The 24537-nt window shown below is 33.9% G+C and carries 19 protein-coding genes; 18 read left to right on the top strand and 1 reads right to left on the bottom strand.

Annotated features, from left to right (window positions below; all coding sequences use genetic code 11):
* Position 1 precedes the first annotated feature (1 nt).
* The 8 genes from P8V03_RS17065 to P8V03_RS17030 all read left to right on the top strand — a co-directional run bounded on the left by P8V03_RS17065 (position 2) and on the right by P8V03_RS17030 (position 8500).
* The gene (locus tag P8V03_RS17065; protein ID WP_318799093.1) at positions 2 to 1573 is read left to right on the top strand and encodes a DHA2 family efflux MFS transporter permease subunit; all 1572 of its coding nucleotides are present in this window, start codon (positions 2 to 4) and stop codon (positions 1571 to 1573) included.
* Entirely contained in the window at positions 1563 to 2021 is a 459-nt protein-coding gene (locus P8V03_RS17060) for a MarR family winged helix-turn-helix transcriptional regulator (RefSeq protein WP_318799092.1), read from the top strand. Before P8V03_RS17065 ends, P8V03_RS17060 begins: the two co-directional genes overlap by 11 nt.
* A gap of 195 nt (positions 2022 to 2216) precedes the next feature.
* Positions 2217 to 3716, top strand: a complete 1500-nt coding sequence (locus tag P8V03_RS17055; RefSeq protein WP_318799091.1) for a spore germination protein — start codon at positions 2217 to 2219, stop codon at positions 3714 to 3716.
* Positions 3713 to 4876, top strand: coding sequence for a Ger(x)C family spore germination protein (locus tag P8V03_RS17050; RefSeq protein ID WP_318799090.1), 1164 nt, complete (start codon positions 3713 to 3715; stop codon positions 4874 to 4876). Before P8V03_RS17055 ends, P8V03_RS17050 begins: the two co-directional genes overlap by 4 nt.
* 3 nt (positions 4877 to 4879) lie before the next feature.
* Positions 4880 to 5089, top strand: coding sequence for a hypothetical protein (locus tag P8V03_RS17045; protein WP_261673396.1), 210 nt, complete (start codon positions 4880 to 4882; stop codon positions 5087 to 5089).
* 7 nt (positions 5090 to 5096) lie between these two features.
* Positions 5097 to 6182 carry a GerAB/ArcD/ProY family transporter gene (locus P8V03_RS17040; RefSeq protein ID WP_318799089.1) on the top strand — a complete coding sequence of 362 codons (1086 nt, stop codon included), beginning with the start codon at positions 5097 to 5099 and terminating at the stop codon, positions 6180 to 6182.
* A gap of 135 nt (positions 6183 to 6317) precedes the next feature.
* On the top strand, positions 6318 to 6995 hold the full coding sequence (locus P8V03_RS17035) for a response regulator transcription factor (RefSeq protein ID WP_318799088.1): 678 nt from the start codon (positions 6318 to 6320) through the stop codon (positions 6993 to 6995).
* Entirely contained in the window at positions 6992 to 8500 is a 1509-nt protein-coding gene (locus P8V03_RS17030; RefSeq protein ID WP_318799087.1) for a HAMP domain-containing sensor histidine kinase, read from the top strand. The genes P8V03_RS17035 and P8V03_RS17030 overlap by 4 nt, the downstream gene beginning before the upstream one ends.
* Positions 8501 to 8642: 142 nt before the next feature.
* Here the strand turns inward: P8V03_RS17030 and P8V03_RS17025 are convergent, their stop codons facing one another.
* On the bottom strand, positions 8643 to 10277 hold the full coding sequence (locus tag P8V03_RS17025) for an outer membrane protein assembly factor BamB family protein (RefSeq protein WP_318799086.1): 1635 nt from the start codon (positions 10275 to 10277) through the stop codon (positions 8643 to 8645).
* A 377-nt stretch (positions 10278 to 10654) separates the two neighbouring features.
* Here P8V03_RS17025 and P8V03_RS17020 point away from each other — a divergent pair, with 377 nt between their 5' ends.
* The 10 genes from P8V03_RS17020 (at position 10655) to P8V03_RS16975 (ending at position 24177) form a co-directional block, all read left to right on the top strand.
* On the top strand, positions 10655 to 11029 hold the full coding sequence (locus P8V03_RS17020) for a Na-translocating system protein MpsC family protein (RefSeq protein WP_261673401.1): 375 nt from the start codon (positions 10655 to 10657) through the stop codon (positions 11027 to 11029).
* Between the two features lie 107 nt (positions 11030 to 11136).
* Positions 11137 to 13278 carry a formate dehydrogenase subunit alpha gene (fdhF, locus tag P8V03_RS17015; protein ID WP_318799083.1) on the top strand — a complete coding sequence of 714 codons (2142 nt, stop codon included), beginning with the start codon at positions 11137 to 11139 and terminating at the stop codon, positions 13276 to 13278.
* Between the two features lie 38 nt (positions 13279 to 13316).
* Entirely contained in the window at positions 13317 to 14528 is a 1212-nt protein-coding gene (locus tag P8V03_RS17010; RefSeq protein ID WP_318799081.1) for a molybdopterin molybdotransferase MoeA, read from the top strand.
* Positions 14529 to 14555: 27 nt separating this feature from the next.
* On the top strand, positions 14556 to 15143 hold the full coding sequence (locus P8V03_RS17005; protein WP_318799079.1) for a 4Fe-4S dicluster domain-containing protein: 588 nt from the start codon (positions 14556 to 14558) through the stop codon (positions 15141 to 15143).
* A 24-nt stretch (positions 15144 to 15167) separates the two neighbouring features.
* The gene (locus P8V03_RS17000) at positions 15168 to 16556 is read left to right on the top strand and encodes a [FeFe] hydrogenase, group A (RefSeq protein ID WP_261673405.1); all 1389 of its coding nucleotides are present in this window, start codon (positions 15168 to 15170) and stop codon (positions 16554 to 16556) included.
* Positions 16556 to 17131: a 4Fe-4S dicluster domain-containing protein gene (locus P8V03_RS16995; RefSeq protein ID WP_318799078.1), complete on the top strand. Its 576-nt coding sequence runs from the start codon at positions 16556 to 16558 to the stop codon at positions 17129 to 17131. The genes P8V03_RS17000 and P8V03_RS16995 overlap by 1 nt, the downstream gene beginning before the upstream one ends.
* Positions 17132 to 17404: 273 nt before the next feature.
* Positions 17405 to 18259: a sulfide/dihydroorotate dehydrogenase-like FAD/NAD-binding protein gene (locus P8V03_RS16990; protein ID WP_261673407.1), complete on the top strand. Its 855-nt coding sequence runs from the start codon at positions 17405 to 17407 to the stop codon at positions 18257 to 18259.
* A 22-nt stretch (positions 18260 to 18281) separates the two neighbouring features.
* On the top strand, positions 18282 to 18809 hold the full coding sequence (nuoE, locus tag P8V03_RS16985; protein ID WP_261673408.1) for an NADH-quinone oxidoreductase subunit NuoE: 528 nt from the start codon (positions 18282 to 18284) through the stop codon (positions 18807 to 18809).
* Positions 18810 to 20564, top strand: coding sequence for an NADH-quinone oxidoreductase subunit NuoF (locus P8V03_RS16980; RefSeq protein ID WP_318799077.1), 1755 nt, complete (start codon positions 18810 to 18812; stop codon positions 20562 to 20564).
* 16 nt (positions 20565 to 20580) lie between these two features.
* Positions 20581 to 24177, top strand: a complete 3597-nt coding sequence (locus P8V03_RS16975; RefSeq protein ID WP_318799076.1) for an FAD-dependent oxidoreductase — start codon at positions 20581 to 20583, stop codon at positions 24175 to 24177.
* Positions 24178 to 24537 lie beyond the last annotated feature (360 nt).

Genomic DNA, 24537 nt, shown 5'->3' with positions numbered 1-24537 from the left:
AATGGAAGAGAAGAAAAGCAGCTTATTAAATAGTTGGTTGGCCTTAAGCGTAGTTATAATAGGTACTTTTATGTCTATACTAGATAGTAGTATAGTTAACATAGCTCTTCCTAAGATGATGGCAGTTTTTGGGGTACCACTGGATGATGCAAAATGGATATTAACTTCTTATACACTTGCCCTTGGAGCAATTATACCATTAACAGGATACTTGCAGGAAATTTTTGGGCCTAAAAAAATATATATGTTTGCCCTAGCAATGTTTACATTAGGATCACTATTATGTGGATTTGCTTGGAGCAATACAACTATGATAGTATTTCGTATAGTTCAGGCTATTGGCGGTGGTATGATAATGCCAGTAGGAATGTCTATAATATATCAGATATTTCCTAGGGAAAAAATTGGGCTTGCTCTTGGTTTTTGGGGAATAGCAGCTATGGCAGCTCCTGCCACAGGTCCAACATTAGGTGGATATATTATTGAAAAGATGGACTGGAGACTTATATTTACAGTTAACGTTCCTATTGGAATAGTTGGTGTAATATTAGCCGGTATTTTATTAGAAGGTACGGAGAAGAAGCCTTTTAAATCCTTTGATGTAATAGGATTTTTATCATCTACAATTGGTTTAGTTAGTGTACTATATGTTCTTGGAGAAGGTTCTTCAATAGATTGGGGAAAAATCGAAAACCCAATTTTAATGACACTTGGTTGTTTAAGCCTTGTATTATTTGTAGTAAATGAACTTACCCATCCAGAACCCTTATTAGATTTAAAGGTTCTCAAGCTATTTGATTTTAGCATTAGCTTAGTTATAAGTTCTGTTTTAACCTTGGCTTTAATGGGTGGTGCATATGTATTACCTCTATTTTTACAAAACGTAAGAGGGTATACTGCTATGCAAACAGGTCTTATTATGCTGCCTTCTGCATTAGTTGTTGGAGTCATGATGCCTATAAGTGGTAGTCTTTTCGATAAATTTGGAGCAAAGCCAATTGTTATACCTGGACTCATAATACTAGCTATAAGTTCTTATGATCTGTCAACGGCCATAAATTTGAATTCCAGTAAAGAGACAATAGTACTTATTAGCTGTATAAGATCTATAGGGTTAGGGCTTGCTATGATGCCAATTAGTACTGTAGGGATGAATGCCGTTTCAAGGGAGATGGTTGGAAAGGCCTCAGCTCTTAATAACACTATAAGACAGATAGCAGGTTCCCTTAGTATAACTATAATGACCACACTTATACAATCAAAAACAGACTATAATTATTCAAAACTAGCAGAACAAATAACTACTTATAATAAGACATCTAATGATACTATAGGTTTACTAACAAAGACATACATGCATGCAGGTTTGCCGCAGGGAACTTCTAAAGGAATGGCAGTGTCCCAGTTAACTAAAATGGTTCAAGGGCAAGCTGCAATGGATGCCATGGCCTATTCTGTTGCTGTAACTGCTGCCATAGTAATTGTAGCCATACTTTTAACTTTATCTATGCGTGACAGTAAAAAAGTAAAAGAGCAACAAGACAAAGGAGGTACAGTAGCTATTGAACAATAAATTAAGAGAAGAGGAAGTTGAGAAAATACTTAACATGTATAGAAGTGTTCAAAGAAATTTTAAAAGCAGGTTTGAAAAAGTTGCAAAGCAATATGGATTTACCTCACCTCAACTTGCTGTTATATTCCAACTACATGAAACACCATCTATAACACTTAACGAGTTAAGTAACCATATGAGATTAACGAAAAGTACAGTCTCAGGTATAGTAGATCGACTTACAAAACAAGGGGTTGTAATTAGAGAAATACCTAAAGATAATCGCAGAATTGTAAATCTATCAATTTCTGAAGAATTTAAGAAAAATAATGATATATGTGCTATTAAGAAGAGGTTTTCTCAAGAATTAATATGTGGTTCTATAAATAGTTCTAATTCTGTAGATATTGAAAAAATCATCTGCGGGTTAGAAGAACTTAATTTACTTTTGAAGAATAGTGATGATTAAAATAACAAAAAAGAGATGTCAGTAATACGTAAATATGTATTATTGATATCTCTTTTTTATTGTGGAATATTACCTAAAAACTAAAAGAATGTTTATTATTAATTAAGATTACAAATAATAGGTAACAAGTCATAAAGAAATTATATTTAAGTAAATCAATAATAGACAGGAGAATGAAAGGAATCTGATATTGAGATGAATATTAGTTGTACATTAACTTTAAGTAAATCTCTTGAAAATAACATTTTAGCATTTAAAAATATTTTCCCTGATGACAGAATGTTAGTCATCAGGAGACTTGAAAATAAATACTTGTCTGCTGCAAAATGCTGTGTAATTTATTTTCAAGAAATGGTAGACAATGAATTGATAAATGAAAATATAATACAACCTATTTTGGGAAACAATTTATCTGAAGGAATAAGTTGTGACAATCTTTTACAAGATATTCAAGATAAAGTTATTGCAGTAAATGGTGTTATTATGTCAGAAGATATTAATATAATACTAGATTCTTTAATATCTGGAGATACAATTTTTTTATTGGAAGGATATGAAAAAGTTCTAATTATAGCTTCAAGAGGCTATGGAGGAAGAGCTATAACAGAGCCAGATTCATCTAGGTCTGTTAGAGGACCGCGAGCTGGTTTTACAGAATCAATTAATGTAAATATATCTCTAATTCGACGTATAATAAGAACTCCAGATTTAAAGCTTAAATTTAAAGAACTTGGTGAGAGAACGCATACCAGGGTTTGTATCTGCTATATTGAGGGAGTAGCGTTAGAAGGGATATTAAAAGAGGTTGAAAAGCGTTTAGACCAAATTCAATTAGATGGAATTCTTGATTCAGGATATATTCAGGAACTAATAAGGGACGCACCATTTTCGCCCTTTGAAACAGTAGGTTATAGTGAAAAACCAGATGCTGTTGCAGGAAAGCTGTTGGAAGGTAGAATTGCCATTTTAGTTGATGGAAGTCCATTTGCATTAACAGCGCCTTTTATAATTACTGAAGTAGCCCAGATTAGCGAGGATTATTATAATAATTATATTTTTGCTTCTATTAATAGATTTATTAGAATTACAGCTGCTATCTTTTCTGTATCAATTCCTTCGTTATATCTGGCAGTGGTGACATTTCATCAGGAAATGCTGCCTACGCCGCTACTATTAAGTATTTCCGCCGGACGGCAAGGTGTACCTTTTCCTACTGTTCTATCATTGATTGTGATGCTAGCACTATTTGATTTATTAAGAGAAGCAAGTGTAAGAATGCCTGCATCAGTAAGTCAGGCAATTAATATTGTAGGTACACTAGTAATAGGTCAGGCGCTAGTAGAAGCTAAACTTGTAAGCCCTATTATTATAATTATAACTGCTTTAACGGGAATATTATCACTATTAAATATCAGTATGGTAGGAGCAGCAATGGTTTTGAGAACCCTTTTAATAATATCAACCTCTATTCTTGGAATATATGGTTTTTTACTTGGCTTTATTCTTACGCTTATACACCTTATGAGTATAAGATCCTTTGGAGTTCCATATATGCTAAATCTATCTACTGTGAAAAATCATGATTTTCAGGATGTATGGATACGGGTACCTTGGTGGGAAATGACTTTAAGGCCTAAAATAATAGGTGCTAAAAACTTGATAAGACAACCAATAAGAAAAAATAAAAGGAAATGACAACTATGCAAAAATTTAAATTTAGATTTCTTTTGTTAATAATCCTTATTAGTTCGATACTATTTGTTGGTTGCTGGAATTATCGGGAGATGGACCAGTTAGCTATTGTTGCAGGAGCTGCAATAGATAAAGATGAATATGGAGATATTTCTATGTTAGTAGAGATTGTAGAATTTAGTAATGAAAAGGATTCTAAAATTTCTCATAAAACAATCTCCATTAAAGGAGCAACAATATTTGATACTGCTAGAAATGCTATTTCAGTTTCAGGGAAAAGGCTCTATTGGGCTCATGCAAAGGTTATTGTTATAAGTGATCAGGTAGCAAGAGAAGGAACTATAAAAATTATAGACTGGATTAACCGTGATTCAGAGACAAGGTCTAATATAAACATATTGATTGCGAAAGGGAATTTAGCAAAGGAGATATTGCAGTCTGGAGGAAACAAGAGCAATATTAAATCCTTTGAAATAGCAAGAATTCTTAAAAATCAAGTATCTTTATCGAAGGCACCACGGGTAGAGAGTTGGGAGCTTGTGAATAGTATAATTGGTAAAGGAATATCTGCAGTTGCTCCTACAGTACAGCTTAAAACTATTAACGGTGAAAAATCCCCGAGTGTAATGGGCACTGCGATTTTCAGCAAGGATAAGCTTGTAGGATTTCTAGATGATAAGGAAACAAAGGATATGCTTTTTATTCAAGACAAAGTAAAAGGAGGTGTATTAGTTAGTAGGGAGAGTGAAAATAATAAAGATATACCGGTTTCTTTGGAGATATTTGACAATAAGACTAAAATAAAGCCTATTTTAGAAGATGGAAATATTAGATTTAATGTAAATGTTAATGTAAATACAGCAATTGATGAAATTGGTGGAAGTGCAGATTTCATTGGGGAGAATGGTAGTAGCAAATTGGAACAGTCTTATGAGAGAACGATGGAAATTCGAATAAAAAAATTAATCACAAAAATTCAAAAAGAATATGGTGTTGATATATTTGGATTTGGAGCACGGCTAAAGGAAGATAAGCCGAAGATATGGAGAGCAGTTGAGAAGAATTGGCAAGAAAGCTTTCGAACTATCCATGCAGATGTAAAGGTTAATGTTTATATACGTAATAGTGGAATATTATCAAAACCGTTAGAAGAAGGAGATTAAAATATGGTATTATTAGTGGTTGTTGCATATGCATTGATAGCTATTTATGAGTTTTTGCCATTATATAAACAGAAGCAATGGAGGGATTTTCAGGTTAATAGTGTTCTGTTTTTTTTATCCTTTGTGATAGCTGTGCTACTATGCTTTAAAGTTCATATACCAAGCCCAGCAGAGCCAATAAAGGTGTTAATAACTTCAGTATTTGGAAAGTAGGATAAATATGCGTAAGGAACAAATCACCGTAAAAGAAGGAATTTGTATTTTAATAATTTTTATTATGGGAAGCACGTTTATTGTTGGGGTGGGAGGAGACGCTAAAAATAGTGCATGGATATCTGTAATTTTAGGTGCAATCTTGGCAGTTCCAATGATGTTGGTATATGGAAGAATAGCTTTACTTTTTCCAGGAAAAGATTTATATGATATCCTTGAAACAGTATTAGGAAAAACTTTTGCTAGAATAGTTTCAGTAATATACATATGGTATATTTTTCACCTAGGGGCACTAGTTATACGAAACTTTGGTGAGTTTATAAATGTTACAACACTGCCAGAAACACCGATGATTGTATCGATGTTTTATTTGGGAATAGTTTGTGTAGTTTCAGTCAAATCTGGTATCGAAGTGATAGGAAGAATTAGTGCCTATGTTCTCCCAATTATAGTATTAATTTTAGTTACAGTACAAATACTAGGGATATCTATACTTAATTTCCGTTACCTCAAACCAATTATTGGAAATGGATTTACTCCTATATTAAAAGGTGCTTTTTCTGCTTTTTCATTTCCTTTTGCTGAATCAGTAGTATTTATGGGTATACTCTTTTCTGTAAAAAATCAAAAGTCTCAGTATAAAATATTATTTTCTGGATTAGTTTTTGCAGCAGTAGTGATTACGATTCTAACAGTTCGAAACACTGTTGTATTGGGGGAAGGGATGAATATACACTACTTTCCTTCCTTAGAGGCAGTAGGGCGGATAGCAATAGGTGAGTTTATAGAGAGAATTGAAGTCAGCGTTTCTATAGTATTTGTTTTTGGAGTTTTTGTAAAAACATCTATATGCTTGTTAACTGTATGTAGGGGCATAGCAAAGGTATTTAATCTTGATGATTATCGCTCTATTGTAATACAAACAGGGTTACTAATGATATATTTAGCTCAAATACTTTATAGCAATACTATGGAAATGAGATATTGGGCATTTAAGATTTATAAATATTATGCATTTCCATTTCAAGTAATTATACCGTTATTGTTATTATTAATAGCAGAGCTTAAAGTACGTAAAAAGCAGCCAGCTTAAATAATTATGCTAAGATAGATATTTGAAATTACTATATTTCCTCCAAGAAGAAAAGACAAAAATTCTTGTAACGAAATTGTAATAAAAATGTATTATAATGAGATTAGTAAAAACTTTTCTGGGGGTATATATGTTATGAATGGTAAAAAGATACTAGTAGTTGATGATGAACCTTTAATAAGAAAACTTGTAACAGATTTTCTTAAAAAATCAGGATACATTACTATTGAAGCTGATGATGGAAGAAAAGCCTTAGATTTATTTTCTCAAGAAGAGGATATAGATTTAATAATTCTTGATGTGATGCTTCCAGAATATGATGGATGGACTGTATGTAGAGAAATTAGAAAAAAGTCAAAAGTTCCAATTATAATGTTAACTGCCAGAGGAGAAGAATTTGATGAACTCTTCGGTTTTGATATTGGAGCAGATGAGTATATTGCTAAGCCATTTAGTCCTAATATATTAATAGCAAGGGTAAATGCTGTTCTTAGAAGGGTAGTTCCAGCAGACAATAATCTTAAAGAATTTAGTGGATTAACAATTGATCAAAATGGAAGGCAGGTAGTAATAGAAGGGTCTACCGTTGATTTAAGTCCAAAAGAGTACGAGTTATTAAATTATCTTGTTGAGAATTACGGAAAAGCATTAAGCAGAGAACAGATATTAGATAAGGTGTGGGGATATGATTATTATGGAGATTTGAGGACAGTGGATACACATATAAATAGATTAAGAATAAAGTTAGATTCAAAAAGCAATTATGTTCAGACTGTTAGAGGTTATGGTTATAGATTTGAGGTTGAAAAATGAATAAATCTATAAAATCAAAGCTATTTATCTCTATAACCTTTCTACTAATATTTTTTATTCTTCTTCTATGTATATTAAATAATTTGTATCTTGAACAATACTACATTAATAAAAAGAAAAACACACTTATAGAAAATGCGAAGAAGCTTGCAAGTATGTACAATGGAAATATTGTAGATCTGCAGGATGAATTGGATAGAACAGCCAATATAACTGGTAGTAATATTGATATTCATGATGAGAATGGAGTTCCAGTATACAGTTCATCACGTAGAGAAGTAGAGGAAAAAAATATAATAAGAGGCGGGGAAAGGTTTGGGATTAAACAAAAAAAAGAGCCCCCACCAAATTACTCTCGTGATGACGATATGGTACAGGAATATGCTGAGGGAGAATATATCTTTGAGCCAAGAAGAGATACGAAAATGAAGATTGATTTTCTTACGCTTGTAACAAAACTAAGTAGTGGGGATGTACTTACTATAAGAGTACCCTTAGTTTCAATAACAGAAAGTGTGGATATTGCAAATAGATTTATCATTATTACGGGGATTGTAATTATAATTTTAGGCAGTCTTTGGGCATATATATTTTCAAAAAGATTCACAAAACCCATATTAGAGCTAAATAATATCGCCAGAAACATGGCTAAATTTGATTTTGGTGAAAAATGTAAGATAAGTGGTGAAGATGAAATTGGACAGCTTGGACAAAGTATTAATTACTTATCTGACGAACTAGATAGTGCAATTACGGAGTTAAATATAAAAAATAAAAAGCTTGAAGAAGATATTGAGAAAGAAAGAAAAATAGATGAAATGAGAAAAGAGTTTGTTTCTAGTGTATCCCATGAATTAAGAACTCCTTTATCAGTAATACAGGGATACGCAGAAGGCCTTATAAGTAACGTTGCAGAAAGTGAAGAAGATAGGAAGTTCTATTGTGATGTTATTATGAAAGAAACGGACAAAATGAATAAGCTAGTAAGAGACTTATTAAATCTTTCTCAAATAGAGTCTGGATATTTTCAAATTGAAAAAACCGAATTTGATTTGGTATCCTTGATGGAATATGTGAGTAATAAATATAAATCTAACTTTGAAGAAAAAAATATTCAAATACAATTTGAAGCTGGGGAAAGGGTTACAGCTAATGGAGATATGGTAAGGATTGAACAGATACTTACAAACTATATTAATAATGCAATTAATCATATAGACGGTGATAGAATTATTAAAATAAGCAAAGTGGTTAACAATGATAAGGTAAGAGTAAATGTGTTTAATACAGGAAAGGCTATACCGCAGGAATCACTTGACAAGATATGGAATAGCTTTTATAAAGTAGATAAGGCTAGAACAAGAGCCTATGGAGGGTATGGTTTAGGACTTTCTATAGTTAAAGCTATACAGGATTTGCATCACAATTCTTATGGAGTAGAAAACATGGACGGTGGAGTGAATTTTTGGTTTGAGGTAGATAAGGCTGAACTAAGCACACTTTAGAAAATTACAGAAAAAATAGGGGCTAACCGTTAGCAGGCACGGAGTATAATAAAAAACACTCCATGCCTTTAATATTATTAATAAAGTTCTAGGAAAGGCATGTTGTAAAGCTCCGGGGCATTCCATGAAAACTAATAAGCATTTACTTTATGCTTATTCCGTAAAACTTACCACCCCTTGTTGCCACTACAATAGTATCATTGAAAATAGAAGGGGTAGCTTCAATATTAGAACCTAGGTTTATTTTATTTAACTCACTGCCAGTTTTTCCATCTAAAAGATACATATTTCCTATACTGTCACATTGGATTATATATGTTTTACCATTTTTATCGTAGAAATCAACTGGAGAAGACCACATATAGTTAGGGAGTTCTTTTCTCCATATTTCAGCTCCTGTTTTTTTATCCAGTGCTAAAATTAAGCCGCTATTCATGTTTTTATATCGTGCTAATCCAAATATTATAATATCCTTAGTATCTTGTTTCCCCACTACAGGTGTGGCTAACATACCGCCGTTAACTGGATCATTTCCAATAACAGACATACATTCATAGGTTTTTTCCCATACTGCTTCTCCAGTTAACCCATTAATTTTCTTTAAATAGGAATAACCTTTATAACCCTGCTTATCAATTTCGTTACCAGAGTAGATATAGGGGATGTTATCCTCTACATCTACTACCAGTGAAGCATCGGTATCATCTTTCCCGTTAAAAGTCCATACTGGCTTTAATGTCAACAGGTCAATACATTGGATGCTTCCGCCGTTATCAGCAAAATAAAGTAAGTTTTTATATATTGCTGTTGAATTTTCTATACCCTGATATTCGTGTCCGGATATTTGATATCTATACTTTGTTGTTTCAGGGGCTATTGAAATAGACTTATTCTCTATATCAAATTTTGTATTTAGTTTCACTATATAAAGTAGTCCGTTCTCGCCAGCTTCTATAAGGGTATCTGTTTGTTTGTTTATAAGTGCAGAACTATCAAAGGCACCCCAACCCCTTAAGGCATCAGTATCCATACCATTTATAAAGGATAACTTACTGCCATCTATTAAGCTAAAAACATCATATCCAATAGGACCTTTTTCTGGTATTCCCTCTCCTACATAAAGTAATGGGATTCCTCTTGGGTCTATTGAAACACTGCCCTTTATCGGGTTACCGACTCTAATAGGATCTCTCGTTTTTTCACCTGTTTCTAAGTCTAAAAAGTATACATTACCATCTAAAGATGAAGATATAACTTCTGTAAAGTTTTCCTGTTGCTTAAATTTATCCTTTATATTCATTAATTCCTTAGTATAAGTTGGCCACTTTATTATGGCAGGTTGTCCAGTCCATCCAGCACCACCTCCCCAAGATGAAGAAGACGTAGTGAAGCTCCACTTGGTGCTTAGCTTTTTTTCAGAGATACTGCTAACGCCATAACTAGGGCTTGTTCTAAGATTATTGCCCCTAAAAGTTAATATACCTTCAATATCTGTATATTCTGATGGAAATAGATTATTACCGCTATAATCGGTAACTTTTTTACTGTTTAATAGGACAGAGTAACTAATACTATTTAATATTTTAGAATCAATTAAGAATGGTTTATTGACTGTAGTCTTTTTGTTTTCTTCTTTGCCCTTAGAGGTAATATCTTTGCTAGCTTGAATCTGTACATTATTTGAAACTGATACAGCCGGTTTATTAGCAAAATACTCTATACAAATAATGAATAATACTAGTGTAGCAGCTGATAAGTATATAGTTTTTTTTCTCATTTATATTGCTCCTTTATATTGAAATAAGATAATATATAGTATATTCTCCATAATATGTAAATAACCTTGTTGATTTATATTAATGAAAGATAAATTTTTTCATTACATTGAAAGATATATAAAATATACAAAGGAAGGTTACTATATATTAGTGAAACTGTTTTTACTATAAACACTGGTGTATAATATAATCTTTATAAATTAAAGAGAGATTAATATCATTATAAAAAAATATGTAGAAATTTAATTTATAACGAAGAATTTTAAGAAATATGTCTATTGACTATAAAATAAGAGAAGGGTAGAATATACAAGGTAAAATAATTGTACATATTATATACCTGCTGATAAGATGCTAATTAGATTGAGGTTTTGTTATGGCTGATGAGAAACTTGATTTGCAAGAAAAGATTAGAAAACTGACAGTAAAAGTTGTAAAGCACTATAGAGGAAAGGGTCCAGAAGTTGTTAAGGTCAAAATAGAAGGAGACGTAATAACTATTGATATAAAAGGAATTCTTTCTAATCTATCAGAGATTTTGGTTGAAGAAGGTGCTGTAGATATTGTAAAGAGCTATTGGAGAATCATGAAACCTTATCTTGAAAAGGAATTTTTAGATGAGGCTTATGAAACAGTAGGTAGGAAGTTTGAATACAGTTGGCAGATACATAACCTAGAGAAGGATAGCAGATCTATAGTAGTGTCGTTGAACTTAATAAGTGATGGTTCGATTAGAAAGAAAGATACTTAGATATTTTAGCTTTCAATAAACCAGTACATGCGTAGAATTACGTTTTGTACTGGATTTTTGTTTTTATAGATTTTACACATTAAAGTACTAAAGAGGTGGAGATTAATATGGAAGAAAAGGTGTTAACGGTTTGTCCTTATTGTGGTACTGGATGCAAGATGTATCTAGTAGTTAAAGATGGAGAAATAATAAGAGCGGAAGCAGCTAATGGAAGAACTAACGAAGGAAAACTATGTTTAAAAGGACATTATGGTTGGGATTTTCTAAACGATCCTCAAATCCTAACAGCTAGATTAAAAAAACCTATGATAAGAAAGAATGGACAATTAGAAGAGGTTTCTTGGGATGAAGCCATTAGATTTGTAGCAGATAGATTGACAGCAATAAAGGCAAAGTATGGTCCAGATGCCATCATGGGAACTGGTTCTGCAAGAGGACCTGGAAACGAAGCTAATTATGTAATGCAAAAGTTTATGAGGGCAGTAATTGGGACTAACAATATAGATCACTGTGCTAGAGTTTGACATGCTCCTTCAGTAGCCGGTCTGGCTTACTCATTAGGAAATGGTGCAATGTCAAATTCTATTCCAGAAATAGAAGATACTGATTTACTATTTGTATTTGGATATAACGGTGCAGACTCCCATCCAATTGTTGCAAGAAGGATAATTAAAGCAAAAGAAAAGGGTGCTAGAATCATCGTAGTTGACCCAAGGGTAACTGAATCAGTAAGAATAGCTGACTTATGGCTGCCTTTAAAAGGTGGAACTAATATGGCCTTAGTTAATGCCTGCGGTAATGTTTTAATAAGTGAAGGTCTATATAATAAAGAATATGTGGAAAAGTATGTGGAAGGCTTTGAAGATTATAAGGCTTCTGTGGAAAAATATACTCCTGAATATGCGGAAGAGATAACTGGAGTTAAAGCAGAAGTTATTAGACAAGCTATGAGGGAATATGCTAAGGCAAAAAATGCTATGATTCTATACGGAATGGGCGTTTGTCAATTCTCTCAGGCGGTAGACGTTGTAAAAGGATTAGCATCTTTAGCATTATTAACAGGTAATTTTGGAAGACCAAATGTAGGTATTGGGCCAGTTCGTGGTCAGAACAATGTACAAGGTACCTGTGATATGGGTACACTTCCAAATGTACTTCCGGGGTATCAAGAAGTTACTGATACTGCCGCTAGAAAGAAATTTGAGAAGGCTTGGGGAGTTAAGCTTCCTAGTAAACCAGGATATAAGTTAACAGAAGTACCTCACTTAGCTTTACATGAAGATAAGATAAAAGCTTATTACATCTTTGGGGAAGACCCGGTTCAAAGTGACCCAAATGCTTCTGAAGTGAGAGAAGTACTAGATCACTTAGAATTAGTAATAGTTCAGGATATTTTTATGAACAAGACAGCTCTTCATGCTGATGTAATTTTACCTGCTACTGCTTGGGGAGAACATGAAGGTGTATATTCATCAGCAGATCGTGGATTCCAAAGGTTCAGAAAAGCAGTAGAACCAAAGGGTGATGTAAAGCCAGATTGGCAAATTATATGTGAAGTAGCTACAGCTATGGGATATCCTATGAGTTATAAGAATACAGAAGAAATTTGGGATGAGATGAGAAGTCTATGTCCAAGTTTTGCTGGAGCAAGTTATGAAAAGCTTGATGAATTAGGAAGTATTCAGTGGCCTTGTCCTACAGAGGGTCATACAGGAACACCATACTTATATAAAGATAACAAATTCACAACGCCTAGTGGCAAAGGTCAACTGTTTGCTTGTGAATGGAGGCCTCCTATGGAATTACCAGATGAGGAATACCCATTAAGCCTATCCACTGTAAGAGAGGTTGGACATTACTCAGTAAGAACTATGACAGGAAACTGTCGTGCCTTACAACAGCTAGCTGATGAACCAGGGTATATACAAATGAGTATAGAGGACGGGGAAAAACTTAAAATAGAAGATCAGCAGTTAGTGAGAATAAGTTCACGAAGAGGCTCTATAGTAGCAAGGGCATTAATTACAGATAGGGTTAAAGAAGGCTCTACATATATGACATATCAGTGGTGGGTAGGAGCGTGCAATGAGCTAACTAGTGATCATATGGACCCTATTAGTAAAACTCCAGAATATAAGTTTTGTGCAATAAAAGTTGAGAAAATTGAGGATCAACAGTGGGCAGAGCAATATGTAAGAGATGAATATGCTAAGCTTAGAAAACAAATGAATTGTAAGACAGATAGATAGGTATAAGCAAGGTAAAGAATTCAGGAAAGGAAATACTAATGATTAGTGTAGATGATGCATTGAATATGATTGCTGAAAATACAGAGGTATTAGAAGCAGAGAGAGTAGATATAGTACATTGTCTTAATAAAGTTTTAGCTGAAGATATTTATTCTAATGATAATTTACCTCCTTTTGATAAATCTGCTATGGATGGATATGCTATTAGAAGTGAAGATACTAATAATCTTAGTGGAGAAAACATTATAGGGCTTGAGATAATAGGGGTAATAAAAGCTGGAGATTATTCTAAAGAGGAATTAAATACAGGACAAGCTTTTAAAATCATGACTGGGGCAGCCTTGCCTAAAGGCGCAGACGGAGTAATAGAAATTGAGAAGGTTAAAGTTAAAGATAACAAAGTTTACATAAGTAAAGAGGTTAGTGAAGGTAACAATATTATAAAACTGGGAGAGGAAATAAAAAAAGGGGATTTAGCACTGAAAAAAGGAAAAATTATTAGGCCATCAGAAGTTGGCTTGCTAGCCTCCTTAGGATATAGTTCTGTAAAAGTGTATAAAAGTCCCAAGGTTGCCTTAATTATCACAGGAGATGAGTTAGTAGATATAGATAGCAAGCTTGAAAGAGGGAAGATAAGAAATAGTAATGAGTATTCTTTAAGGGCATTAATCAGCAATTTAGAGGCGGAAATATTGTCCTTAGGAATAGTTTCCGATGATAAAAATACTTTAAAGGAAAAAGTTAACTATGCTTTAGAAAATGCAGATATAGTCATTAGTTCTGGGGGAGCATCTGTTGGAGATTACGATTTCATAGAAGAGATTTTAAAAGAGATTGGTGCAGATATAAAATTTAATAAGGTAAGTATTAAACCAGGGAAGCCTGTAACCTTTGCCACTTATAAAGAAAAATTGTTTTTTGGACTACCAGGAAATCCAATGTCTTTAATAACTACCTTTGAAGAATTGGTGAAACCTGCTATTGAGATTATGAAGGGCAAAGTAAACTTACATGCTGAAGAAATAGAAGTTATCTTAGCAGATGATTTTAAAGCTAAGGCAGGAAGAAGAAAATATATTTACGTGGAACTAAGAAAAGAGAATGGAGCTTATTACGCCCACAATTTAGGAAAGCAATGTTCAAATCACCTTATGGTGATGAGCAAAACTAATGGATTAATAATTATACCGGAAGAACGTGGAACTGTGAAAGCAGGAGAAGTTGTAAGAGGAAAGTTTATGTTTAGATAAATTATATTTAAGAAGGGTGAAAGAAAAATGAAAACAACTCCAAATTCCTTTGTTATTGCTAATTCGAACAAATGTATAGGATGTAAGGCATGTGAAGTAGCATGCTTTACTGTTCATAATGAAAATAATAATGTAGTGGCTACCGTTGGTACTGTTACAACTCCTATTATACCGAGATTATATGTTATTAAAGGTGAAAGTTATGCTATGCCTATTCAGTGCAGACATTGTGAAGATGCACCTTGTGCAAATGTATGTCCCGTGAATGCAATAAAGCAAGAAGACAATACTATTGTAATTGATGAAAAAGCTTGCATAGGCTGTAAGACCTGTCTAATGGCATGTCCTTTTGGAGCAATAGATTTACTACCTCAATATGAAGATGGCAAAGAAGTATTTCAAATTAATTTAAAGAAACAAGGACAAGATGGTTTAAGGAATGCTGTTAAGACTATTGCATACAAATGTGATTTGTGTAAAGACAGTGGTGAACCTGCTTGTATAAATGCCTGTCCACAAAAGGCATTAACATTAATAACTCCAGTGAGCGAGAAAAAGTCTCGTAATAGGGCGGCTGCATTAAGTTTGTTAAAAACAGTGGGAAACTATAAATAATAGCAGGGAGAGAGGAAGTTAAGTATGTCAGTTAAGAATAGTATAATTAATATTGATAAAGAGTTATGTACAGGTTGCAGACGCTGTTCAGAGGTTTGCCCAGTTAATGCTATAGAAGGAGAGGAAGGAAAGCCTCAAAGTATAAACAGAGAACTTTGTGTTATATGTGGACAATGTGTACAGGTATGTAGTGTATATGCTTCTAATTTTGATGAAGGAATAACATCTAGAGATCTTAAACTAAAAGAAAGAGGAATGTTATCAAGTGTAAAGGAGCCTCTTTTTGCTGCATATAGTTTGGGAAATGCTCAGTTAGTTAAAGAAGCACTAGCAAACTCCGATTTATATAAAATTGTACAGTGTGCACCAGCGGTAAGAGTTTCTTTAGCTGAAGAGTTTGGATTTCCACTTGGAACGTTAACTCCAGGGAAGATGGTTGCTGCTCTTAGACGTTTAAACTTTAATAGGATTTATGATACTAACTTTGGTGCAGATTTGACTATTATGGAGGAAGGTAGTGAACTTATAAAAAGAGTAACTGAGGGAAAGAATTTACCGATGTTTACTTCTTGTTGCCCTGCTTGGGTAAAGTTTGCTGAACAAGAGTATCCAGAGCTTTTAAATCACCTTTCCAGCTGTAGGTCGCCTCAACAAATGGCTGGAGCTGTGTTTAAGACCTATGGTGCACAAATTGATGACATAGATCCAAGTAAAATTTATAGTGTAGCAGTTATGCCTTGTACCTGTAAGGATTTTGAGTGTAACAGGCCAGAAATGGAGGCTAGTGGATATAGGGATGTAGATATAGTTATTACTACAAGGGAATTAGCTCAGTTAATTAAAGATGCCGGAATTGATTTTAATAATTTACCAGACGAAGGATTTGATGGCCCTTTAGGAAGCTATAGCGGTGCTGGAACTATTTTCGGTGTTACCGGTGGAGTTATGGAAGCAGCTTTAAGAACTGGCTATGAGCTAATAACTAAGGAAAGTATTCCAAAGTTAGAATTAAATTTTGTAAGAGGAGATCAAGGATTGAGAACAGCGGAAGTTCAAGTTGGAGATCTAAAACTAAAGATTGCAGTGGTTTCAGGATTGAAGAATGCAGTTTCAGTACTTGAAAGTATAAAAGAGGGAAAGTGCGATTTTCATTTTATAGAAGTAATGACTTGTCCCCAAGGATGTATTAGTGGTGGAGGACAGCCTAAACTTCTTTTAGAAGCACACAGGGAACTTGCGCATAAAAAGAGAAAGGAAGCTACATATAGTCATGACAGTAAGCTAGAGGTAAGAAAATCTCACGAAAATCCTAGTATTGTAAAATTATATGGTGAATTTTTAGGAGAACCATTAGGCCATAAGTCTCATCATCTATTACACACTAAATATGTAAATAGAAAGGAGCAAAAATAATGAATAGTTTTGTAGTTGCTGATCCTAATAAATGTATTGGATGCAGAACTTGCGAGGTAGCATGTGTTGTAGCTCACTCTGAGAAAAACATATTTATATCAGAAAGTAGCGAAATTGAGTTTTATCCACGATTAACTGTTGTAAAAACAGCTCAGGTTGCTGTTCCTATTCAATGCAGACAATGTGAAGATGCTCCTTGTGCCAATGTATGTCCTAATGGATCTATTGTCAATAAAGATGGACTTGTATATATTAATAAGAATACTTGTGTAGGGTGCAAAACCTGTGTTGTTGCATGTCCTTTAGGGGCTATTGAATTGGTTTCAGAGTATAATAATGGAGAAAAAGTACTGCAGCCAGTTTTAAAGGTTATTGATTCTGGAAAGTTATGCTTTAAAGAGAGAATGGTAGCTAATAAATGTGATTTATGTGTAGGAAGAGAAAATGGACCAGCTTGTATGGAGATTTGTCCTACAGATGCTTTTCATATAGTTAAATCTACGGATATTAAAGATTCAACTAAGGAAAAGAGAAAAAGAAGGGCCAAAGAGCTGACAAACATGTCTTCTAAGTAATATTAACTAAGAATTTATTTAGTGCCACTGGTATTTAATTAGGGTGGACTTATAAAAACTGGGGATATTATAGAGGCTTTATCCGATGACTAAGGAAAAGAGTGGTTATTAAAACTAACCTACTCTTTTTTTGTCATTTTTTGCTTTTAAATTATTATTTTTTTAATGAAAAAATAATAAGCATAAAATTATAACTTGTCTTATATATTTATAACAACAGAAAATTCTACTTTATAACTGTCCTATAAATATTTATTACGAGGGGGAAATAATATGTTCAAAATCCTAGATAAAAAAGAAATAGCTCCTAATACTTTCTTAATGGAGATAGAAGCACCTAGAATTGCAAAAGCTTGCTTACCAGGACAATTTGTGATAGTGAAAGCGGATGAAAAATCCGAAAGAATACCTCTTTCTATTTGTGATTATGATAGAAAAAAGGGAACTGTAACTATAGCAGTTGAAGCTCTTGGTAAATCAACGCAAAAAATAGCTGCTTATGATGCTGAACAAGGTTTTGATAATTTTGCAGGACCTCTAGGACAACCTTCTAATTTAGTACACATGGATTTAGAAGAACTAAAAAACAAAAATATAATGCTTATAGGTGTAGGACAAGGGGCGGCTTCAATATATTCTCAAATTAAATGGCTTAATGAACATGAAATTAATGCAGATGTAATATTTGGATGTAAGTCAAAGGAATATATATTGCTTCAAGAAGAGATGAAAGCAATATCAAGTAGTTTGTATATATCAACAGAAGATGGAAGTTATGGGTACAAGGGACTTGCTACAGATTTATTAAGAGAATTAGTTGAAAAAGAAGGAAAGAGATTTGATCAGGTAATAGCAGTGGGACCAGTTGCCATGTTGAAATCTATAAGTGAAGTTACAAAGGAATATGGTATTAAAACTATAGTAAGTTTAAAAGCAATAATGATAGATGGAATGGGAATATGCGGAGGCTGTAGAGTTACCGTAGACGGAGAAACTAAACTTACTTGTTTAGACGGTCCTGAATTTGATGGGCACTTAGTTGATTTTGAAGAATTGATAAGAAGACAGGGTATCTATAAAACAGAAGAAGGTCATGTATGTCGTGTAGGATTACATGAGCATAGTTAATATATTAAAGGAGTGATAACTGATGGCTTGTGGATGTGAAAAGGAGCTAGAATCAAAATTTAATGCTGATAAAGTTGATTTGTCCCAAATGGATAAGGTTTTTGAAAGATATTTTAACGAAAACGGCAACCTAATTAGTATATTACAGGATGTACAAGGTGTATATGGATATTTACCCCTTGATGCCTTAAGGTTAATTTCAGATAAGACCGGCAAGAAAAAAGCTCAAATTTATGGAGTTGCTACGTTTTATTCACAATTTAGATTAAATAAACTGGGCAAATATGTAATAATGCAATGTCAAGGAACTGCTTGTCATGTAAATGGTTCAGAGGCAGTTAGCCAAGCTATTTGCGACGAATTAAGCATTAATCCGGGAGAAACAAGCAGTGACGGAATGTTTTCACTTGAAGAGGTGGCATGTCTTGGCTGCTGCAGTCTTGCACCAGTAATTATGATAAATGGGGAAACCTATGCAAACTTAACCCCTGATAAAGCAAGAAAAGTAATTCAGGATATATATGCTAAGGAAAAGGGGGAAGCTGTTTAAATGAAGATTAGAATAGGATATGGCAGCTGTGGTATTGCCGCAGGAGCTAAAAAAGTTAAAGATAGGTTTAATGAGCTAATTAGTGAAAAAAGTTTAGATGCTAATGTTTCAATTACAGGCTGCATAGGTATGTGTTTTTACGAACCAATAGTTGACATTATAGATGACAATGGAGTGTTTACCTATGCAAATGTTACACCAAGTTTAGTTGACGAAATAATTGAAAGTCATGTTATTAATGGTAACCCAATTTCAGAACATATTGTATCTACTGATAAAGAACCATATCCACAGCTAAAGAACCAAGTTAGAATTGTTCTTAAAAATTGCGGAGTAATCAACCCAGAAGAAATAGATGAGTATATTTCAAGAGACGGATATAAGGCATTAAAAAGAGTAGTTACAGAAATGACTCAAGATGAGGTTATCGAGGAAGTAAAGGTATCAGGCTTAAGAGGCAGAGGTGGAGCTGGTTTCCCAACTTGGTTTAAATGGGATGCTGCTAAAAAATCTAAGGGGAATGACAAGTATGTAGTATGTAATGCTGATGAAGGTGACCCAGGTGCATTTATGGATAGAGGTGTTCTAGAAGGTGATCCTCATGCGGTTCTTGAAGGTATGGCAATTGCAGGTTATGCAATGGGGGCTTATAACGGCTTTATATACTGTCGTGCAGAATACCCATTAGCAATCGAAAGACTTAAAATCGCAATTAAGCAGGCGAGAGAAAGAGGATATTTAGGCAAAAACATACTTGGTTCAGGTTTTGATTTTGATATAGATATAAAAACTGGAGCTGGAGCATTTGTCTGTGGTGAAGAGACAGCATTAATTGCATCTTTAGAAGGTGAAAGGGGGATGCCAAGATTAAAACCTCCATTCCCAGCTCAATCAGGATATTTTGCAAAACCAACAAATATAAATAACGTGGAAACTTATGCTAATGTTCCATGGATATTTGCAAATGGTGCAAAAGCATATGCTGCATATGGTACAGAACAGAGTAAGGGTACTAAAGTATTTGCACTTACTGGTAAAATTAAACAAGGTGGACTAGTTGAAGTTCCTATGGGAATGATTTTAAGAGATGTTATATATGGAATAGGCGGAGGAATAAAAGGAGACAAGGAATTCAAGGCAGTTCAAATGGGAGGTCCTTCTGGTGGATGTATACCACGCTCCCTGCTTGACACTCCTGTAACATACGAGGCAATTAACAAAACTGGTGCTATTATGGGTTCCGGTGGTATGGTTGTAATGGATGAAAATACATGTATGGTAGATATGGCAAGATTCTTCCTTGATTTTACTTGTAAAGAGTCCTGTGGGAAATGTACTTATTGCAGAATAGGTACAAAGAGAATGCTTGAGATGATTGATAAAATATGTTCAGGAGAAGGAAATTCTGAGGATGTTGATACCCTTCAGCAATTATGTTTAAGTATCAAGGATGGATCACTTTGTGGGCTTGGACAAACAGCACCAAATCCTGTTCTTACAACAATAAGATATTTTAAAGATGAATATTTGGCACATATAGAAGATAAAAAATGTCCAGCTAAGCAATGTAAGAGTCTTTTAACATATACAATTTCAGCTGATGACTGCAAGGGATGTACTTCATGTGCAAAGAAATGTCCTGCACAAGCTATTAATGGTGAGGTTAAAAAGCCTCATGAAATAGATCAGGAAAAATGCTTAAAGTGCGGTAATTGTATAACAGTATGTAGATTTAATGCTATTGCTGTAGAGTAGAAAGGGAAGTGAGAAAATGGGGATCATAAGAGTAAATATAAACAACAGAGAATTAACAGCTCAAGAAGGAACAACTATATTAAAAATAGCTCTTGACAACGGAATAGATATTCCAAATCTTTGTTATGACAGCAGATTGAAACCTTATGGAGCATGTGGCGTATGCGTTGTTGAAGTAGAGGGAATTCCAAAACTTCAGAGGGCATGTTCAACACCAGCAGTGGATGGTATGGTAATAAAAACTAATACAGCAAGAACCATATCAGCTAGAAAGGTAGCCTTTGAACTTTTGGCCTCAGATCATAGAGGAGACTGTAGGCCACCATGTGTAAATGCATGCCCTGCTCATACAGATTGTCAAGGATATGTTGGATTAATTGCTAATAGACAATATGAAGAAGCAATTAAGCTTGTGAAAGAAGTCATTGCTTTACCTGCAAGTATAGGAAGAGTATGTCCACATCCATGTGAAACAGCTTGTAGACGTCAAAATGCTGATGATCCAATTGCGATTGCTGAACTTAAAAGATTTCTTGGTGATATAGATGTAAATAACGGAACATTCGTGCCAGAGGTTAAGGAAAGTAATGGAAAAACTATTGCGGTTGTGGGAGCAGGTCCAGCAGGTATATCTTGTGCATACTTCCTTGCAATGGAAGGTCATAAGGTTGTAATTTATGAGGCTATGCCAAAGCCAGGTGGAATGCTAAGATATGGGATACCACAATATCGTCTTCCAAAAGAGATATTAGATGCTGAAATAAATACATTAAAGAAAATGGGCGTGGAAATTAATTGTAATGTTAAGCTTGGTGAAGATGTTAGCGTATCATATCTTAAAAAGACTTATGATGCTGTATTCGTAGCTATAGGTGCTTGGGCAAGCTCCAGCATTGGATGTAAAGGTCAAGACATGGAAGGCGTTCTTGGTGGTATAGATTTCTTAAGAATGGCTACTCAATCTGAGCCTATATACATGGGAAGTAAGGTTATAGTTATAGGTGGCGGAAACACAGCTATGGATGTAGCTAGAACAGCTGTAAGATTAGGAGCAGAAAATGTTAAGCTTCTGTATAGAAGAACAAGAGATGAAATGCCTGCAGAAAAGATTGAAATTGAAGAGGCTGAAGAAGAGGGCGTAGAATTTAATTTTCTTGTAGCGCCTGTGGAAGTTACAGGAGATGGAACAAGAGCAAAGAAAATAAGATGTCAGAAAATGAAGCTTGGAGAGCCTGATGCATCAGGAAGAAGACGTCCTGAACCTATTGAAGGGGAAGAAGTTACCTATGATGCAGATCTTATTGTATCTGCAATTGGTCAAAAGGTAAATGCAGATTGTGTTAAAGAGCTTACACAAACTAAAAAAGGAACTATTGCAGTTAATGAAAATACCTTTGAAACAAATATGGAAGGCGTCTTTGCTGGAGGCGAAGCATCAACTGGTCCTAAAATAGCTGTTGAAGCAATAGCTCAAGGAAAAAATGCAGCTAAGGTAATCCATAGTTATTTAAATGGATTCATAATACCAGTGGGGAATCCAAACTACATAGTTCAGGATGACTTATGTCAAAAGGATTTTGAACATGTAGAAAAACAAAGCAGAGAACCTCAAGTAGTAGTTGCTCCAGAAAAAAGAAAACTTAGCTTTAGCCCAATTTCCGAAACCTTCACAGAGGAAGCGGCTCTTAGAGAAGCTTCTAGATGCCTAGAGTGCGGATGCCACGATTACTTTGAATGTAAGCTTGTTAATTATATAGGAAAATATGACATAGATACTAAGAAAATATCAGGAGAAAAGCATAAGAGAAAAGAAGAGCAAAATCATCCTTTCATAGTAAGAAACTCTGATAAGTGTATCCTATGTGGACAATGTATTAGAGCTTGTGAAGAATTTATTGGAGTAACTGCTATTGGATTAGAAAAGAGAGGCTTTGACTCTAAGGTAATTCCTGAATTTAATCTACCTCTTCAAGAAAGCTCATGTATATCCTGCGGTCAGTGTGTAGATGTATGTCCAACAGGAGCTTGTATTGAAAAGGAAGCTGTTAATAAGCAAGTGCCTGTAAACCTAGATAATACAAATTCAGTATGTAATTATTGCGGAGTAGGATGTAACTTAGTACTTCAAACAAAGGGAAATCTTGTTTTTAAGTCTCTTCCAAATAGAAACAAAGAAGAAGGTCTGCTATGCGCTAGAGGTAGATTTGGAATAAACTTTATTAATGATGAAAAGAGGATAAAGACTGCTGTTGTAAGAAGAAAAGATAATAGCATTGAGGTTGATTTAAAAGAAGCTTTAACTCTTACTGCAAAAAATCTTCAACTGATTAAAGGACAATACGGAAGTGATAGTGTTGCAATTTTAGCATCACCAAGGTTTACCAATGAAGAGGCCTTTATTATGAAAAGGGTTGCAGATAAGCTAGATACATCTTTTATAGGATCAATGGCTTACAATGAGACTTCAGGATTGGAAGCGGTTCTAGGGTATAATGCTTCATCAAATAGTTATGAAGAGTTAAATAGTACAGATTTAATAGTTTCTATGGGAAATGTAGATGAAAATCATCCTGTTATGGCAGTAAAGATGAAGTATGCAGCACAGAAAAAAGCTAAGTTAGTATCCATAAGTAATACTAAAACAAAAATGGAAGAGTATGCTGATCTTTCATTAAAAACTGATAATAATATAGAATTCTTGAAATCCTTTATTAAAGCATTATTTAAAGGTGGATATGTGAAAGAAGGAGAAGTAGAGAATAAGGCAGAGAATCTTCAAAAGTTATGGAACTTTGTAGCGGATTCAGTGGATAATGATGATGCCAATAGACTTGCAAAAGCTTATGGAGAAGCTAAAAAGGCAATAATAGTTGTCGATGATAATATGGTTACTGAAGACAGCTATAAACTGCTTGCTGATGCTGCGGTGATAACAGACAAGATAGGAAAACCACATAGCGGAATTATTACTGTACGTTCTAATAGTAATGCTCAAGGATTTATAGATATTGGTGTAAAGATGGCTGGTAAGCAAATATTTGACCAAATTAAAGAAGGAAAGATTAAAGGAGCAGTTATCATTGGTGAGGATCCTGTAGGGGCTGACAAGGATACAGCTGAAATCTTAAAGAAACTTGAATTTATAGCAACCTTTGATATGTTTATGACAGATACAGCCCTAATGTCAAATGTGGTTGTTCCAATAGGTAGTTTTGCTGAAACTGAGGGTACAATCACTAGATCTGATAGAAAAATACAGAAAATTACTCCAGCAATAGTTGGAAAGACAGCACTGGATAATTTATTAGAGTTAGCTCAGTACCTTGGAGTGAAGGTTGGAAGTCTAAAAGGTGCAACAGAAATGCTTTCATCTAATATAGCAGAATATAGCGGGTTATATTTAGCTAAAGGACAGGACTTAGATATTTATGCTCCAAACAGTATAACCAATACTTATGGTATCCAAGTTCTATATACAGATGGATTTAATAAGAAAGGTAAAAAAGCTGTTTTGAGTTTACCAGAAGGCGATAAAATGTTTATTGAGAAAAAGGTTTATGATTCTGTTCAAATGAAGTTTAATGATTATCTAAAGGAAAATGGATTAAAGTAACGGGGTAAAGGATTAACTTAGAGTATACCTTTAAGGAAAGTATTAGTTGTATATTTTCATGATATTAAAAACACTATCGATGTTACAGTCGATGGTGTTTTTAATATGTATAGTAAATTACTTCATAAACAAAAAACTGTTGACATAATATAAATGCTCATGATATTATATAAAAGTTGTCAGAAACGACAAGAAATAAAAAATATCTACAAAGTTCTTGACAAGCTAAAAAGAACATGATAAGATATTTAAGCAGTCGAGATGAGACAAGCTGATCCTTGAAAATTAAACAGAGGTAATAATAAACCAGCAATTCTTTAATGAATCTTCTCAATGAATTGAGAAGTAAGCGATTATGAC

This window comes from Clostridium tanneri (genome assembly GCF_033659955.1).
Classification (GTDB): Bacteria; Bacillota; Clostridia; order Clostridiales; family Clostridiaceae; genus Clostridium_AM; species Clostridium_AM tanneri.
Note: the sequence above shows the minus strand (reverse complement) of the source record. Positions and strands in the feature narration are given on the sequence as shown.

What these genes read in the sequence shown, in the direction of transcription:
- P8V03_RS17065 (WP_318799093.1), top strand. Translation starts at nt 2, where the DNA reads ATGGAAGAGAAGAAAAGCAGCTTATTAAATAGTTGGTTGGCCTTAAGC.
- P8V03_RS17055 (WP_318799091.1), top strand. Translation starts at nt 2,217, where the DNA reads ATGAATATTAGTTGTACATTAACTTTAAGTAAATCTCTTGAAAATAAC.
- P8V03_RS17050 (WP_318799090.1), top strand. Translation starts at nt 3,713, where the DNA reads ATGACAACTATGCAAAAATTTAAATTTAGATTTCTTTTGTTAATAATC.
- P8V03_RS17045 (WP_261673396.1), top strand. Translation starts at nt 4,880, where the DNA reads ATGGTATTATTAGTGGTTGTTGCATATGCATTGATAGCTATTTATGAG.
- P8V03_RS17040 (WP_318799089.1), top strand. Translation starts at nt 5,097, where the DNA reads ATGCGTAAGGAACAAATCACCGTAAAAGAAGGAATTTGTATTTTAATA.
- P8V03_RS17035 (WP_318799088.1), top strand. Translation starts at nt 6,318, where the DNA reads ATGAATGGTAAAAAGATACTAGTAGTTGATGATGAACCTTTAATAAGA.
- P8V03_RS17030 (WP_318799087.1), top strand. Translation starts at nt 6,992, where the DNA reads ATGAATAAATCTATAAAATCAAAGCTATTTATCTCTATAACCTTTCTA.
- P8V03_RS17025 (WP_318799086.1), bottom strand. Translation starts at nt 10,277, where the DNA reads ATGAGAAAAAAAACTATATACTTATCAGCTGCTACACTAGTATTATTC.
- P8V03_RS17020 (WP_261673401.1), top strand. Translation starts at nt 10,655, where the DNA reads ATGGCTGATGAGAAACTTGATTTGCAAGAAAAGATTAGAAAACTGACA.
- P8V03_RS17010 (WP_318799081.1), top strand. Translation starts at nt 13,317, where the DNA reads ATGATTAGTGTAGATGATGCATTGAATATGATTGCTGAAAATACAGAG.
- P8V03_RS17005 (WP_318799079.1), top strand. Translation starts at nt 14,556, where the DNA reads ATGAAAACAACTCCAAATTCCTTTGTTATTGCTAATTCGAACAAATGT.
- P8V03_RS17000 (WP_261673405.1), top strand. Translation starts at nt 15,168, where the DNA reads ATGTCAGTTAAGAATAGTATAATTAATATTGATAAAGAGTTATGTACA.
- P8V03_RS16995 (WP_318799078.1), top strand. Translation starts at nt 16,556, where the DNA reads ATGAATAGTTTTGTAGTTGCTGATCCTAATAAATGTATTGGATGCAGA.
- P8V03_RS16990 (WP_261673407.1), top strand. Translation starts at nt 17,405, where the DNA reads ATGTTCAAAATCCTAGATAAAAAAGAAATAGCTCCTAATACTTTCTTA.
- nuoE (WP_261673408.1), top strand. Translation starts at nt 18,282, where the DNA reads ATGGCTTGTGGATGTGAAAAGGAGCTAGAATCAAAATTTAATGCTGAT.
- P8V03_RS16980 (WP_318799077.1), top strand. Translation starts at nt 18,810, where the DNA reads ATGAAGATTAGAATAGGATATGGCAGCTGTGGTATTGCCGCAGGAGCT.
- P8V03_RS16975 (WP_318799076.1), top strand. Translation starts at nt 20,581, where the DNA reads ATGGGGATCATAAGAGTAAATATAAACAACAGAGAATTAACAGCTCAA.